A 15,850-nucleotide genomic window follows, 5' to 3' on the forward strand; every position below is an offset into this window, starting at 1 on the left:
GGCTTCTGGGGTTATCCGGCCGGTTGTCGGCCGGGCATTTCCACTCAAGCCGACGCCGCCACCGCGCCCGATTGGCTAGCCGCTGGCTCCATACCCTCCCGCCCAGCCTGCTCCAGCAGCCACTCGCGGAACACGCGTACCTTGTAGAGGTCGGCCTTGGTGGCCGGGTGCACCAGGTAGTAGGCGTGCTGGCTGCGCACCGGCTTGTCGAGCGCCAGCACCAGCCGTCCGCTCTGCAGCTCTTCCTCCACCAGGAAGTGCGGCAGCACCGCGATGCCGAGCCCCGCCACGGCGGCCTGGATCACCATGAAGAAGTGCTCGAAGCGCGGGCCACTCAACAACCCCGCCTCATTTCCCGTCAAGCCCTCGATGCCGGCCGCGTGCAGCCAGTCGTTCCACGCCTGCGGCCGCGTGGTGTGTTGCAGCAGCGTGTAGGCGAGGATCTCGCGCACGTCGTCGAGGTGCGGTCGCCCGCCGAGCAGGGCCGGCGCGCACACCGGCACGATGTCTTCGCCCATCAACCGGTGGCAGATCGCGCCCGGCCACAGCGCCGGGCCGAAGTGGATCGCCACGTCGGCCTCCACCTTGTCGAAATCGAACGGCCGCACCTGGGTGACCAGGTTGAGCTGGATGTCCGGGTAGCGCGCCGCGAAGTCGCCCAGCCGCGGCACCAGCCAGCGCGAGCCGAAGGTGGGCAACATGGCGATGGTAAGCATGCCGCCTTCGCCGCTATAGGCCATCAGTTGCAGCGTGGCGGCCTCGGCGCGGTCCAGCACGTCCTGCACCGCGGCGGCGTAGGCTTCGCCGGCCACGGTCAGCACCAGGCGCTGCTTGACGCGCTCGAACAGCGGCCGGCCGATGAAGTCTTCCAGCGCGCGGATCTGGCGGCTCACGGCGCTTTGCGTCAGGTTCAGCTCTTCGGCGGCGCGGGTAAAGCTCAGGTGACGGACGGCGGCCTCGAAACATTGCAGGGCCATCAGCGAGGGCAGGGTTCGACGCATGGTAGTTGATGAGTTTTCAGAATGAAGTCAGCAGAATACATCGCTTGAGCCAAGCCGTAAAAAAATCGAGACTTTGCTTATCGTGCGGCAGCGACAGCGGGGTGGGCCCGCTGCCTCGAACTGCCCGAAACAGAATAAGAGGCATTCCGTAATGGCACACGTCAACGCGAACGTAGAAACCAGCCAACTGTGGCAGCTGCTCGAAGCCGTCGCCGGCCAGGCCAGCACGCGCGGCCTGTTCAATATGATCGAGGTCGACGACACCCTGCTCACGGCCGCGGTGCGCCCCGCCACCGTGCCGCGCGTGGTGCTGGCCCAGGCCATGAACATGCTGCTGTTCGCCAAGAACCTGGAAGCCGTGCCGGAAGGCAAGACCTACGTCACCGCCAAGTTGGCCGAAGGCGGCAAGGTGGTGTTCGACCACGGCGCACTGCGCACCGTCACCGCCGCCGACACCGGCGCTCTGCCGATGGGCGAGCAGGCGTTCAAGCGCTTTCTCGAGCCGCTGGGCTTCGCCGTGGCCGGCGTCTACCCGCTGCCGCGCCTGAAGATGACCGGTCGCGCCTACTGCCACCAGGACGCGCCGGAAGTGGTGGCCCAGTTCTTCGTCTCCGAACTGCACGCCGACCAGTTCTCGCCGGCCTTCCAGGCGGCGGCGAACGAAGTACTGGGCAGTTCGCGCGACCCGCTCTCCGAGCGCGCCAAGGAACTGCTGACGAAGCTCGCCGTCACCTGCGCGCTGCCGTTTGCCGAGGCGGTCGAACTGCTGCCGGAGCTGGTGGGCTGTTTCGACGTGCAGCACGCCACCCCGCGCCTCGCCGCCTACCAGACACTGCTGGAAGAATCGGCCGAGATGGCGTGGATCGCCACCGAGGGCAATGCCTTCAATCACGCCACCGACCATGTCGAAGACGTGTTCGCCGTGGCTGACGCGCTGCGCGCACAGGGCCTGCCGATCAAGGACAAGGTCGAGGTTTCCGCCGCCGGTTCGGTGCGCCAGACCGCGTTCAAGGCCACCCGCGTCGAGCGCGAATTCATCGCCGCCGACGGCACGCGCGTGACGCGCGTGGTGCCGGGCTCGTTCTACGAATTCATCACGCGCGACCGCATCGTCGACCCGGCCAGCGGCGAGAGCAAGCTCGACCTGCGCTTCGACAGCTCCAACGCGCAGGGCATTTTCAAAATGACGGCCGCCGCCTGCTGAAAACCTGCTGCATCAGGCGGCGACGCCTTGGCATCTTGGGCACGTGCAGTGCTGGCGCCAGCTGTCCTGCACGCGCAAGGTGCCGCGAAGAACTTCCCTGGACCGGAAGTCCGTACGGCCCGCGCTTCGGTGCGGGCCCTTTTTTTCGGGCGGGTAAAAGAAATCGTCGCGAGAGGTCCTCAGCGGGGTAAAGAGCAGCGCAGGAACTGGAATGTACACAAAGCACAGAGGATTCCTGATCGTTGAGCGAATCTCCGCATGCCCATCTTTGATCGGCTCGGCGATAGATCCACACGCAGTACACATGAACCCCAATCAGGGGCGCGCAGCCGATTTATTCACACGCTCTCAGACGACCACCCACACCCAGAGCTACGCCATGCCCCCGTCTGACCGCCAGCACGTCCAGCACATCGCTGGCCACATCGGCGAATTCCGCGCGCTGCCGAACACCCTGGACTCGGCCCCCTGATCTCGTAACATGCTTGCCAAAGCAAAACGGAGGGAGCCTGATGGCGACCCTCCGTTATCGATTCAGAAAAACTGCGGAGACAGGCGTCAGCGCTGGGTAGCCGACTCCGTTTCGGTTTCGGTTTCCGTCTCGGTCTTGAGGTTGGTCTTCTCATTCTCCTGGCCATTGACGCTCATGCGTTGCTGAGCACGAACCAGGCCACGGGTGGACGTCGACATGAACTGGGCGTTGGAATTGCTCACGGCACTGTCACTCATGTGATCAGCGGAGACGCCGCCAGCATTATTGCCCGAGTGATCCCCGGAATGGCCGCCGGAGTGGCCATTTGCCGCCAAGGCTGCTTGGGCAGTCGAGAGCGTCAACGCTACGCACAGCGACATCAGAGTAGTCTTGGTATTCATACAAACCTCCTTATTCGGAATGGCTGGCATTGTGTTGCCAGGGTCTTTTGTGACCCGGGCATGTCTTCAAGGTTCCCCTGCGCTGCCACCCCCTTGACGGCTGACGGCCCCTTGCGAAGCCGTCAGCGGCACCAGCTTAGACGCTCGGGGTCGCGTCGTTGCGGGTTTTGTAGAGCGAGAACAGCACCCCGGAGAGCAACAGCCCGAACGTCACCAGCAGCGACAAGCCGGTCGGAATCTTCACGCTGGTCAGCCCGATATCGTGCAGATAGACCAGCCCCACCTTGCTGCCGATGAAGACCAGCACCAGCGACAGCGCGTACTTCAGGTAGTGGAAGCGATGCACCATCGCCGCCAGCGCGAAGTACAGGGCACGCAGACCCAGCACCGCGAAGATGTTCGAGGTATAGACGATGAACGGGTCCTGGGTGATGGCGAAGATCGCCGGGATGCTGTCCACCGCAAACACCACGTCGGCCGATTCCACCATGATCAACGCCAGCAGCAACGGCGTCGCCCACCAGCCGCGCGCCAGGCCGTGACGTTCGCCACGCACCCAGAAATGCTGTTCGTGCAACGTCGGGGTCAGGCGCATGTGGCCCTTCAGCCAGCGATACATGCGGTTCTTTTCCAAGGACGGATGCTCGTCATCGGCGAACAGCATCTTGACCCCGGTCGCCATAAGGAACAGGCCAAACAGCACCAGCATCCACTGGAACTCCGCCACCAGCGCCGCGCCCAGGCCAATCATCACCGCGCGCAGCACGATCACGCCCAAGATGCCCCAGAACAGCACGCGGTGCTGGTAGATGCGCGGCACGGCGAGGCTGGTGAAGATCAGCGACATCACGAAGATGTTGTCCATCGACAGCGATTTCTCGATCACATAGCCGGTGAAGTACTGCATGCCTGCATCCGCGCCCTTGTACCACCAGAGCCAGCCGCCGAAGGCCAGCCCCATGGCGATGTAGAAGGCCGACAGTTTCAGGCTCTCCTTCACGCCGATCTCGTGCTGGTCCTTGTGCAAGACACCCAGGTCGAAGACCAGTAGCGCCACCACCAGCGTCATGAACATCAGCCAGACCCACAGCGGGTAGCCGATGACGGAGATAAAAATCCAATCCATGAACATTCCTTGGTTGTTACGAACGGGCCTGCAGCGCGCTCACACGCTCTTCGATGCTGGGGTGGCTGGCGAACAGCGCCATCAGCCCACCCTTGCCGCCGGCGATACCCGACGCGGCCATGCCTTGCGGCAGGCCACCGGCATCCATGCCACCCAGGCGATACAAGGCCGCGATCATCGGCTGGCGCGAGCCCATCAGCTGGGACGCACCGGCGTCGGCGCGGAATTCGCGCTGGCGCGAGAAGTACATGACGATGGCCGAGGCCAGGATGCCAAATACGATCTCGCAGGCGATCACGGTCACCATATAGCCGATGCCGGGGCCGGACGACGCTTCCTCCTCGTCGTTGCGGCGCAGGAAGCTGTCGACCAGGTAGCCCACCACACGCGCCAGGAAGAACACGAAAGTGTTCACCACGCCCTGGATTAGCGTCAGGGTGACCATGTCACCGTTCTTGATGTGGGCGATTTCGTGCGCCAGCACCGCCTCGACTTCCTCCTCCCTCATCGAGGCAAGCAGCCCGGTCGACACCGCCACCAGCGAGTTCGACTTGCTGGCGCCGGTGGCGAAGGCATTGGGCTCGCCCTCGTACACGGCCACTTCCGGCATCGGCAGGCCGGCACGTGTGGCCAGCTTCTGCACGGTATCCACCAGCCAGCGCTCGGTGGGGTGGGACGGATTGTCGATGACGCGGGCGCCGGTGCTCCACTTGGCGATGGTCTTCGACATCAGGAGCGAAATAAAGGAGCCGCCAAAGCCCATCAGCGCGGAGAACGCCAGCAGCATGCCGAGGTTCAGCCCGTTGGCGGTAAGAAAGCGGTTAACGCCCAGAAGCTGTGCCGCGACGCTGAGCACCAGCATCACGGCAAGGTTGGTCACAATGAGCAGCAGAACTCGTTTCATGATGGTTATCCGGGGGTTGTTGAATTGTGCTGACAGCATAGCCCCTGACATTAAAAGATAAAATCGAATAAAATCACATAAACACTACGATTTATTCGAACAATCATGAAAGAAATCCTCAACTACAAGCACCTGCATTACTTCTGGGCCGTGGCGCGCGAGGGCGGGGTGAACCGGGCGGCGGAACGGCTCGGCATGAGCGCGCAAACCGTCAGCGGCCAGGTCTCGAAGCTGGAACACGCCCTCGGCAAGGCTCTGTTCACCCAGCAGGGGCGCAACCTAGTGCTGACCGAGGCGGGGCGCGTGGCGCTGCAATTCGCCGATCAGATCTTCATGCTGGGAGAGTCGCTGCAAGAAACACTGGAGGACGACACCTTGGGGTCGACGGTACGGCTGGCGGCCGGCATCACCGACGTGCTGCCCAAGACCGTGTCCTACCGCCTGCTTGAGCCGGTGCTGGGCGGCGAGCAGCGGGTACGGCTGGTCTGCACCGAAGGGGCGTTCGACGAATTGCTCGCCGAACTGGCACTGCATCGGCTGGACGTGGTGCTGGCCGATCGGCCGGTGCCCGCCGGCGGCCAGCAGCCCTTCGTATCCACCCTGATGGCGCGCTGCCCGGTGATGATCTTCGGCACTGCCCAGCTATGCAGCCAGTACCGCGAGGATTTTCCGCTCAGCCTGTCACGCGCGCCGATGCTGCTGCCGACGCGCGACAACGTGCTGCGCAGCCAGCTCGAACAATGGTTCGAAGAGCAAAACATCAAGGTCGACATCGTCGGCGAATTCGAGGACGGCGCCTTGCTGAAGACCTTCGGCCGGCAGGGTGTCGGACTGTTTCCTGCGCCGTCGTTCCAGGTCGACGACATCACGCGCCAGTTCGAGGTTGAGGTGGTGGGGGAGGTGACGGGTGTGTACGAGCACTACTACGCCATCGCCAATCGCCGCAAGCTGCAGCACAGCGCCGTCGAGACCCTGATGCGCTCGGCGACGGAACCCCACGAACGCTAATCGCCGCCAACCGGTACACCGGCCAGTCCGCCATGTGCACGGTAGCCGCTGCTCATCCTTCTTCCGGCGGGGGAACCGGGGCGAAGTAGCTGGCCGCCAAGACCAGCAGGGCCACGCCGATCAACGAACCGGTCCACAGCAAGGTGCCGGCGCCCGCCAAGTCGACGAACAGGAGCTTGGCCCCCACGACCGCCAGCAACGCAAAGCCCGCCTGCCACAGGCGCCGCACGCCGATGCCGGCCGCGCGGATCATGGCGGCGATGGCGGTCAGCGTCCACAGCAGGGTCAACATCGCCTGCAACAAGGTGGAGTGCCACAGGGCATCGGCCCGGAAGGGGACGCCGCCCCAATGATGGGCAATGCGCGCGGCCAGGCAGCTGATCCAGACAAACGCCAGCACCCCGACTCGGTTGGCCTGCGGCAACGGCGTGTCTGGCCAGGGGTCGTCTTCGAAACCGCGCAGCCAGCGGTAAAGCGTCGCCAGCACGGCCAACTGTACCAGATCGAAGGGGTTGAGGAGCGGCACGTAGGGCAGGCCGGAACCGCCGCCGTCATGCGCCCACCCCGCCCACAGCAGCCACGCCACCAGCCAGGCCGCGGGCAGCAGGGAGCCGGGACCACGATAGGTGAGCGGTGCGGCCGAGACCGGCGGCAAAGCACGGCGGGACCCCTCCACCGCCAGCCACAGCCCGCCCAGCGGCCCGACCGCCAGGGCCAGCACCGACCAGAGGGTGACACCGGGCGCCAGACGAAAGCCCAGCCAGGCCAGCTCGCCGGATATCAGCAGCATGCCCAGCCAGAAGCCGCCCACGTGGCGCACGGCCGGCCACAGCGCCATGCCGTCCGCCTGCTGCCTGGCCAGCAGCCAGTAATGCCCGGCCAGCGACAGCGGCAGGGCCAACACCATCAGGCCCGCCAGCATGTGCTGACTGTGCAGCCAGGCCGACCCCGCCGTCAGCCACAGCACCGGCAGCAACAGCAACGAGAGATGGCGGAGCGCGTTCCAGGCCAAGCGCCGCCCCAGGACTTCCAGCACGATCAGTGACAAGGCGATATAGGTCAGGGTTGCCGGAATGCTTTGCAGCAGCGGCAAGTGGCGCTCGCTCTCGCTCCAGCCGGCAAGCCCCCACCAAGCAAAGGCCCAGAGCAGCGCCGGTATCGCTACGCGCTCGTCGACGCGCCGCAGCAGCCGGGCACTGGCGAAACCGGCGCCGGCCAGCAGGACCATGCCGAGGAAGATGTCGTTGATCACCGGCAGGCCCGTCAGCATCTGCGGCAACCCATACAGGAAATACGCAGCGGCGGCCACTTGCAGTCCGGCGCCGCAGGCCATCGCCAGTTTCCGCCGCTGCACGACGCCGAACCACAGCACTGCCACGCCTTCCACCGCCCAGAACGCGGCCGTCACCTGGGCGCCAAACGCCAGCGGCGCCACCAGGGTGCCGAAGGCGACGCCCAGCCCCAGCTGGCAGCGCTCCAGCACGCGCAGGGCTTCGTCGCGGCGGCGAAAGAGCAGCACCCACAACGCCAGGTAATAGAGCGCGGCCGCCAGCGCGGCCCAGGCCAATTCGTAGCGGTCGGCAGCCAGTTGCGACTGCAGCGCGAAGCCGACCAGCGGCGTGCCGAAGACCAGCGTGCTGTCGCTCCATCCGGCCCAGCCCGGGGCGCGAAACAGCGCCATCAGCACGGGCGTGGCCGAGTAGAGCCCCCAGAAGAACAGCAGGAACGCCTGGCTCACACCATGATAGTCGGCGCGGTAATGCTCGACGGCCCAGGCCATGCCGACGCCGATCGTCATCAAAAAGCCGGTGACATTGAGCAGCCGCCAGTTCTTGAACCAGGAGACGCCGACGATGAAGGTGTTGAGCAAAACGAAATAGGCAAACAGCGGGGTCGGATCGCTGCTGCCGGTCGCGGCCAGGACCGGTGCAGCAAAGGCGCCGGCCAGCCCGAACGCCGCCAGCACCACGCCATCCTGAACCACCGCCAGCAGTACGCAGACGACCCCCTGCAAGGCGAACAGCAGGAAGGCGGGCGAGGCGCCGAACAGGGCGTAGCGCACGTGCATGAAATAGACGATCAGGTAGAGGATGGCAAAGCCGCCTCCCTGCAAGGCGATGCCGAAGTGGGTGCGCACGCCCTGGTGCACGCGGTTCCAGCCAAAGGCGACCATCGCGCCGCCGGCGACGGTGCCCAGCACGAGGCGTAACGGCACCGGCAGCAGGCCGTAATCGGCGGCCAGGCGCAAGGCCGAAGCGACGCCGAAAAACAGCAGCACGACGCCGATCTTGGCCAGCAGGTTGCCGGCCAGCAGGCGCTGCCAGAGCGGCACGGTCGTTTCCGCCGTCGCCTCGGTTTCGGCGGGAACGGCGGCTGGCGTGGCCGCGGCGGGTTCGATCACCGGCAGTGGAGGCGTCGCCGCTTCTTCATCATCGAGCGGTGGCGTGGTTTCCTCTGCCGCCTCCAGCAGCAGGGGGGATGCCCGGGGAGGCTCGGCGTCGACGCCCTGGCCTTTCAGTGCCGTCAGTTCCTGCCGCATCTGCTCGGTTTCGCGCTGCAGCCTGAGCACTTGCTCTTCGAGCGCTCGCAGGCGTTGCTCGACGCCGCTGCGGTTGCCGAGCCGGGACAGGAAGACGAGTGCGGCAAGAAACAGCAGAAGCCCGAGCCATCCCATGGTTGCCTCCTAGCGGCGCTCACCGCGCAATTGGCTAACCAGCGCTTGCAGGCGCTCCGGCGCGGCGTCTTGCGGCGCGACCGGCGGCGCCCCAACCAGAGCGATCTTCGAGAAGAAGCCCCGGCGGAACGGTGTTTTCATTGCCCGGCCGTCGATGCGGGAGAAGAAGCTTCCCCACAAGCCCTGCAGGGCCAGCGGAACCACCGGCACCGGGTTGGCCTCCAGAATACGGGTGATACCCGGACGAAAGGGGTAGAGATCGCCGGTATCGGTAATGCGGCCTTCCGGAAAGATGCCCACCAGGTCCCCGTCCGCCAGCGCCTTGGCGACCTCGGCAAAGGCCCGCTCCATCATGGCCGGATCTTCCTTGGCCGGTGCGATGGGGATGGCGCGCGAATGCCGGAAGATGTAGTTGAGCAGCGGTGTCTTGAAGATGCGGTGGTCCATGACGAAGCGGATCGGCCGCGGCGAGGCCCCCATGATGATGACCGGATCGATGAAGCTGACATGGTTGCAGACCAGCAGCGCGGGGCCTTCGGCGGGGATGTGCTCCAGCCCCTTCTTCTCGAGCCGGTAGGCGGCATGAATCAGCAGCCACGCCAGGAAGCGCAGCATGAACTCCGGCACCAGCCCGTAGATATAGATCGCCACCGCCGCATTGCACAGCGCCGCAATGCCAAACAGGGTAGGGATGGGCAGCCCGGCGCCCAGCAGGCCGGCGGCGGCCAGGGCGCCCGCCACCATGAACAGGGCATTGAGGATGTTGTTGGCGGCGATGATGCGTGCGCGGTGCTCTGGCGAGCTGCGCATTTGCACCAGGGCGTAGAGCGGCACGATGAAAAAGCCGCCGAACATCCCCAGCATCACGAGATCGAACAACACCCGCCACGCCCACGGCTGGCTCAGCAGCGCCCCGATGCCGAGCGGTGCCGCGCCGGCGAGCGCCGCAGGCGAAGCGAAGGCGAGATCGACCCCGAACAGGGTCAGGCCGATTGAGCCGAAAGGTACCAGACCAATCTCGATGCGTTTGCCGGACAGGCGTTCGCACAGCAGGGAGCCCGCGCCGATGCCGACAGTGAAGGTGGCCAAGAGCAACGTCACCACCGGCTCGTTGCCCCCCAGCACATTCTTGGCGTAGGCCGGAAACTGCGCGAGGTAGAGCGCGCCGTACAGCCAGAACCACGAAATGCCCAGGATGGACAGAAACACGGTGCGGTTCTGCCGGGCAAAGCCGATATTGCGCCAGGTTTCGGTCAGGGGGTTGGGGTTGACCTTCAGCTCGGGGCAGGGCGCCGGTGCCGTCGGGATCCGCCAACTGGTGAGATACCCCAGGAGTGCTACCAGTAGTCCGCCGACGGCAATCCAGGCCGGATGCGCGACGGACCCGGCCAGCAAGCCGCCGGCCAGGGTGCCGATCAGGATGGCGACAAAGGTGCCGGCCTCGACCAGCGCGTTGCCGCCGACCAGTTCGGTCTCGCCGAGATGTTGCGGCAGGATGGCGTATTTCACTGGGCCGAACAGCGTCGAGTGCAGGCCAAGGAGAAACAGCGCCGACAGCAACACCGCCAGGCTGTGCAGCCAGAACCCGGTGGCGGCCACCGCCATGATGACCATCTCCAGCACCTTGACCCACTGCGCCAGCCGCGCCTTGTCGTACTTGTCGGCCAGTTGCCCTGCAGTCGCGGAAAACAGGAAGAAGGGCAGGATGAAGATACCGGCCGCCAGATTGGCCAGTACCTCGGCCTTGAGCGTGGTCCACTGGCTGGTCTGGAAGGTCAGCAGCACGACCAGGGCGTTCTTGAACAGGTTGTCGTTGAAGGCCCCGAGAAACTGCGTGGCGAAGAAGGGCGCAAAACGACGCGCTTTGAGCAGACCGAACTGTGACGGCATCAAGTGGCCTCGCGCAGGTAGGTGAGGACGGCAGACAGGCTCTCCTCGAGAAAAGCCTTGTTGATCCAGCAATACACTTCCTTGCCCAGCTTTTCGGACTGGAGCACGCCCGCTTCGCGCAGGATCTTGAGGTGGTGGGACACGGTCGGCCGCGACAAGGTGGACGCGTCGGCGATCTGACCCACGGTCAAACGGTCGCCCGGTTCGAACAGCAACAGGATGCGTTGCCGGTGCTCATCGCCCAAGGCGACAAACACCTTGGACATGGCGCACCACTGGGGAGGGATTGCCTGGCTATAGTTTGACTTCATGTCGATAGATTTAGACATATCAACGGAAAGAGTCAAGAACGCAAACGCAGGTCACAGCGGCACGGCCGGGCCTGCCGTCTGCGGCGACGCATCCCGAGCCGGCGCCAGGCGCCGCTTGCTGGCCGTCAATCCAGCCGGCGGCGGGCTACTCCCAAGCGACGTTGGCCGAAAACAGGTAGCCCGCACCGTAGATGGTCTTGATCAGGGCAGGGCTCGCCGGGGCTTGCTCCAGTTTCTGGCGCAGCCGTGACACCCTTACGTCGATGCTGCGGTCGAGCGGGTCGAGATCGGAGCGGCCGGCGAGCTGTTCTCGCGTCAGGATGCGGTTGGGTCGTTGCAGCAGCGCCGTCAGCAGCCGGGCCTCGGAAACGCTCAGCTCGACCGATTGGCCGGCCGGCGAGGTGAGCTGGTTGCAATCCAGATCGAAGCACCAGCCGACAAACCGCGCCCGGCGCTGCGCCGCGACCGGCTCCGCCTCGGCCTGCCGGGCGTAGCGGCGCAGGATGACGCGGATGCGCGCGATCAGCTCGCGCGGCTCGAACGGTTTCACGATGTAGTCGTCGGCGCCGGTCTCCAGCCCCACCACGCGGTCGGCCACGTGGCTGCGCCCGGTCAGGATCAGCACAGGGCAGTCGTGGGTCTTCCAGAGACGGCTGACCAGCTCCATGCCGTCGATGTCCGGCAGGCCCAGGTCGACCAGACACAGGCTCGGCCGGGTGGACCGGAGGGCGCCGAGCAGGTCCTGCCCGGTGGCGAAGTGGCGGGCGTCGAAGCCGTAGTCCTGCAGGGTGCGGCAGATCAGCCGGGAAATCTCCGGCTCGTCCTCGACAACGAAAATGAGTTCGTGGCGGGCCTCCGCCATCGCTTCGTTCGGCGTATTGACTGGGTTCATCATGGGCCTGGATGGATCGCCAAAGCGAGTTGTTCTTTGGAGAACGGCTTGTACAAGGGGTCGATGCCGAGCTCGGCGGCCAGCCCGGCCGCGCTGTCCTGGGCATTGCCGCTGATCAGCACCACGTGCAGTCCGGGGCGCAGGCGGCGCGCCCGCTCGGCGAGCTGCCAGCCGCTGACGCCGCCCGGCATCACCACGTCGGAGACCACGCAGGCGATCTCCTCCACCTGTTCGATCATGGCGAGCGCTTCGACGCCGTTGTCGGCTTCCAGCACGGCGTAGCCCAGATCGACCAGCTGCATGCGGATGATCTTGCGCACCTCCGCCTCATCCTCCACCAGCAGCACCAGTTCGCCGCTGGCGCTGCTGATCGCGGGGCTGGCCAGCGAGCGCTCGCCTGCCGGCGCCGGGCTTCCCGCCGGCAGATAGAGGATCACCGCGGTGCCGGCGCCAATGGTGCTTTCGATGTGCACCATGCCGTGCGACTGCTCGACGAAACCATACACCATGCTGAGCCCCAGGCCGCTGCCGCCGTCGAAGCGCTTGGTGGTGAAAAACGGCTCGAAGGCCCGCGCCAGGGTGGCGCCGTCCATGCCGCAGCCGTTGTCGCGCACCGTGATCCGCACGTAGTCGCCCGGCGCCAGCGGGCGCTCGCCAACGCCGATGGCCAGAATCGATTCCGGGGCGATCTCGATACGCAGCCGCCCGCCCTCAGGCATGGCGTCGCGCGCGTTGAGGGCGAGGTTGAGCAGGGCGTTTTCCAGCTGATGCGGGTCGGCAAATGCAAAGAGCGGTTCTTCCGGCAGCTGGGTGGTGATGCTGATGGTGGAAGGCAGCGAGCTGCGCAGCAACCGGGTCAGGTTGAGCACCAGCCGGCCCACTTCGATGCTCTGCGGCTCCAGCGGCTGCTGGCGCGAGAAGGTCAGCAGCTGGCGGATCACCTCGACCCCGCGCCGTGCCGCCTGGATCGCCGGGTCGACGTACTCCATCAGCGCGGTGGCGTGCGCATGTTTTTCCTGCAGCGCCGCCAGGTTGCCCAGCACCACGGTGAGCAGGTTGTTGAAATCATGCGCCAGCCCGCCCGCCAGCTCGCCCACCGCTTCCATTTTCTGCGCCCGCAGCAGGGCGTTCTGCGCCAGCACCTGCTCGGTGATGTCGAGCGACAGCGAAAAGAAGCCCATCACCTGGCCGTCGGCGCCGATTTCGGGCACCAGGGTGCTGCGGGCGTAGACGGTGCGGCCGTCGGCTCGCACCCGCGAGTATTCGTAGCCGACCTGCTGTCCGGCCTGGGCCTTGCGCAGATGGGGCTGCAAGGTCTGGAACAGTTCGGCCCCCATGACGGTTTCCACGGTCTGGCCGATCACCGTGTCCTTGGTGCGCCCGGTCCAGTCGGCGTAGCCCTTGTTGGCGAAGCGGTACACCAGATGGCGGTCGATGTAGGCGATGAAGGCCGGTACGGTGTCGGTGATCAGGCGCAGCCGCGCCTCGCTCAGGCGCAGGTCGGCGGCGACCAGGTCGAGGTTGGCCTTGGCCTTGCGCAAGCCGGCGTTGGCGCCTTCGAGTTCGGCGGTGCGTTCGCGCACGCGGCGGTCGAGCTCGGCGTTCTCGTTCTCGATCAGGCGCTCGTAATTGCGCTGGGTGGTGATGTCGGTGTAGATCGTGATGAAGCCCTTGCCGGGCAGCGGCACGCCGTGGACCTTCAGGACCTGTCCGTCCGGCCGCACCCGTTCCATGGTGTGCGGCAGAAACTGGCGCGCCACCTCGACGCGCTCGGCGACCTGCTGCTCGATATCGCCCGGGCCGTATTCGCCACGTTCGGCGTTATGGCGGATGAAGGCCTCGAACGGGGTGCCGAGGCGGGCGAGATCGTCCGGGAACTCGAGCAGGTCGAGAAAGGCCTGGTTCCACGCCACCAGGCGCAGATTGGCGTCGAACACGGTCAGGCCCTGGTCGATCAGGTCGAGCCCGGCGTACAGCAGCTCGTGCCGCTCGAGCGCGGCGTTGAATCCTTCTTCGTCCGAGACAGGTGTCGGCTTCCCCGAATCCATGGCGATTCCATCCCATTCCAACAACGGCAGTAGGCCTATTGTGCCATGACCCGGAGCAGGACAGACCCGTCACCGGCCCTCGTTACAATTCAGTACATTTCACGAAAAGTTCATTAAACCTTCTCTTGCACCATAGGGATAACGCCTGCCGCAACAAGGCGAACGGCAGTTCCGACCGCCAAGACCTGCTCATGATCTGTCACGAATCCTGAACAGGTTCCAAGGGTCCGTTGCCGCGGCACCTTACAACATGTGCATTAGAGGAGGAGGTTGCAGTGAACTCTACCAATCCGTACGGCATTGGCCTCGACAAGGGTCCGGCCAATTATGTCCCGCTGTCCCCGCTGACCTTCCTGGAGCGCAGCGCCACGGTCTACCCCGAACGCATCGCCTCGATTCACGGCGACTGGCGCATGACCTGGCGCGAGGTCTACCAGCGCTGCCGCCGCCTGGCCTCGGCGCTGCAGCGTCGCGGCGTCGGCGCCGGCGATACCGTGGCGGTGATGCTGCCCAACATCCCGGCGATGTTCGAATGCCATTTCGGGGTGCCGATGTGCGGCGCCGTGCTCAACACACTCAACACCCGCCTCGACGCCGAATCGATCGCCTTTATGCTGCGCCACGGCGAAGCCAAGGTGCTGATCACCGACCGCGAATTCTGCGAGCCGGTCGCCAAAGCGCTGGCGTTGCTGGACACCAAGCCGCTGGTGATCGACGTGGACGATCATCTCTTCAGCGGCGGCGACCTGCTGGGTGAGACCGACTACGAGGCCTTGCTCCGCGAGGGCGACCCGGAATTCGCCTGGTCGCTGCCCGGCGACGAGTGGGATGCCATCAGCCTCAACTACACCTCGGGCACCACCGGCAACCCCAAGGGCGTGGTCTATCACCACCGCGGCGCCTACCTCAACGCCGTGTGCAACCTGTTCGAATGGGGCGTGCCGCGCCACGCGGTGTACCTGTGGACCTTGCCGATGTTCCACTGCAACGGCTGGTGCTTCCCCTGGGCGATGGCCGCCAACGCCGGCACCAACGTGTTCCTACGCCGCGTCGACCCGCGCCAGATCTTCGCCCAGATCAAGCAGCACCGGGTGACGCATTACTGCGCGGCGCCGATCGTGCACAACATGATGATCAACGTGGCCGACGAGTGCGGCAAGGACATCGAGCACGAGGTGAGCTGCCTCGTCGCCGGCGCGGCGCCGCCGGCCGCGGTGATCGAAGGCATGCAACGCCTGGGCTTCAACATCACCCACGTCTACGGCCTCACCGAAACCTACGGCCCGGCCGGGGTCTGCGCCAAGCAGCCGGAATGGGAGGGCATGACGCTGGCGGAGCGCACCGAGCGCAACGGTCGCCAGGGGGTGCGCTACTCGATGCAGGAAGGCATGACGGTGATGAACCCGGAAACCATGCAGCCGGTACCGGCCGACGGCGAAACCATGGGCGAGATCATGTTCCGCGGCAACCTGGTGATGAAGGGCTACCTGAAAAACCCGGACGCCAGCGCCGAAGCCTTTGCCGGCGGCTGGTTCCACACTGGGGACCTGGCCGTGCTGCAGCCGGACGGCTACGTCAAGATCAAGGACCGCTCCAAGGACATCATCATCTCGGGTGGCGAGAACATTTCCTCGCTCGAGGTGGAAGACGTGCTGTATCGCCACCCGGCGGTGATGAGCGCCGCCGTGGTGGCCAAGCCGGACACCAAGTGGGGCGAGGTGACCTGCGCCTTTGTCGAGCTGAAGGACGGCGCCACTGTCACCGAGCGCGAAATCATCGACTACTGCCGCGCCCATCTGGCGCACTTCAAGGCCCCCAAGCAGGTGGTGTTCGGGCCGATTCCGAAAACGTCCACCGGCAAGATCCAGAAATTCCTGCTGCGCCAGGAAATGAAATCGTCCTCGGCCATTGAATGACGG

At 65.4% G+C, this 15,850-nt stretch carries 12 protein-coding genes; 3 read left to right on the forward strand and 9 right to left on the reverse strand.

All coding sequences use genetic code 11. The features are described from left to right. Nucleotides 1-44: 44 nt before the first annotated feature. Nucleotides 45-1,001 (reverse strand): transcriptional regulator GcvA, encoded by a 957-nt coding sequence (gcvA, locus tag AC3WG5_RS03640; RefSeq protein ID WP_008954233.1) that lies wholly within the window; start codon nucleotides 999-1,001, stop codon nucleotides 45-47. 151 nt (nucleotides 1,002-1,152) lie between these two features. Between gcvA and AC3WG5_RS03645 the strand changes: the two genes are divergently transcribed. Next, entirely contained in the window at nucleotides 1,153-2,205 is a 1,053-nt protein-coding gene (locus AC3WG5_RS03645) for a DUF1338 domain-containing protein (protein WP_482581712.1), read from the forward strand. A gap of 558 nt (nucleotides 2,206-2,763) precedes the next feature. Here the strand turns inward: AC3WG5_RS03645 and AC3WG5_RS03650 are convergent. The 3 genes from AC3WG5_RS03650 to htpX form a co-directional block, all read right to left on the reverse strand. Further along, on the reverse strand, nucleotides 2,764-3,078 hold the full coding sequence (locus AC3WG5_RS03650; protein WP_008954236.1) for a hypothetical protein: 315 nt from the start codon (nucleotides 3,076-3,078) through the stop codon (nucleotides 2,764-2,766). A 136-nt stretch (nucleotides 3,079-3,214) separates the two neighbouring features. After that, the gene (locus AC3WG5_RS03655; protein WP_492567826.1) at nucleotides 3,215-4,204 is read right to left on the reverse strand and encodes a TerC family protein; all 990 of its coding nucleotides are present in this window, start codon (nucleotides 4,202-4,204) and stop codon (nucleotides 3,215-3,217) included. A gap of 16 nt (nucleotides 4,205-4,220) precedes the next feature. Next, nucleotides 4,221-5,108 carry a protease HtpX gene (gene htpX, locus AC3WG5_RS03660; RefSeq protein WP_008954238.1) on the reverse strand — a complete coding sequence of 296 codons (888 nt, stop codon included), beginning with the start codon at nucleotides 5,106-5,108 and terminating at the stop codon, nucleotides 4,221-4,223. Nucleotides 5,109-5,213: 105 nt separating this feature from the next. On the opposite strand from htpX, the gene nhaR reads away from it, so the two are divergent. After that, nucleotides 5,214-6,116 (forward strand): transcriptional activator NhaR, encoded by a 903-nt coding sequence (gene nhaR, locus AC3WG5_RS03665; protein WP_492567827.1) that lies wholly within the window; start codon nucleotides 5,214-5,216, stop codon nucleotides 6,114-6,116. A 52-nt stretch (nucleotides 6,117-6,168) separates the two neighbouring features. Here the strand turns inward: nhaR and AC3WG5_RS03670 are convergent, their stop codons facing one another. The 5 genes from AC3WG5_RS03670 to AC3WG5_RS03690 form a co-directional block, all read right to left on the reverse strand. After that, nucleotides 6,169-8,790: a DUF2339 domain-containing protein gene (locus AC3WG5_RS03670; RefSeq protein ID WP_492567828.1), complete on the reverse strand. Its 2,622-nt coding sequence runs from the start codon at nucleotides 8,788-8,790 to the stop codon at nucleotides 6,169-6,171. Between the two features lie 9 nt (nucleotides 8,791-8,799). After that, nucleotides 8,800-10,680 (reverse strand): MFS transporter, encoded by a 1,881-nt coding sequence (locus tag AC3WG5_RS03675; protein ID WP_492567829.1) that lies wholly within the window; start codon nucleotides 10,678-10,680, stop codon nucleotides 8,800-8,802. Then, complete coding sequence (locus AC3WG5_RS03680) at nucleotides 10,680-10,946, reverse strand: ArsR/SmtB family transcription factor (protein ID WP_294867552.1); 267 nt, start codon at nucleotides 10,944-10,946, stop codon at nucleotides 10,680-10,682. The genes AC3WG5_RS03675 and AC3WG5_RS03680 overlap by 1 nt, the downstream gene beginning before the upstream one ends. 190 nt (nucleotides 10,947-11,136) lie before the next feature. Continuing rightward, the gene (locus AC3WG5_RS03685; protein WP_492567830.1) at nucleotides 11,137-11,886 is read right to left on the reverse strand and encodes a response regulator transcription factor; all 750 of its coding nucleotides are present in this window, start codon (nucleotides 11,884-11,886) and stop codon (nucleotides 11,137-11,139) included. After that, nucleotides 11,883-13,931, reverse strand: coding sequence for a PAS-domain containing protein (locus AC3WG5_RS03690; protein ID WP_492567831.1), 2,049 nt, complete (start codon nucleotides 13,929-13,931; stop codon nucleotides 11,883-11,885). The genes AC3WG5_RS03685 and AC3WG5_RS03690 overlap by 4 nt, the downstream gene beginning before the upstream one ends. A 275-nt stretch (nucleotides 13,932-14,206) precedes the next feature. On the opposite strand from AC3WG5_RS03690, the gene AC3WG5_RS03695 reads away from it, so the two are divergent. Then, nucleotides 14,207-15,847: an acyl-CoA synthetase gene (locus tag AC3WG5_RS03695; RefSeq protein WP_482581700.1), complete on the forward strand. Its 1,641-nt coding sequence runs from the start codon at nucleotides 14,207-14,209 to the stop codon at nucleotides 15,845-15,847. Nucleotides 15,848-15,850 lie beyond the last annotated feature (3 nt).

It is taken from the genome of Pseudogulbenkiania sp. FW507-F1, from assembly GCF_058781125.1.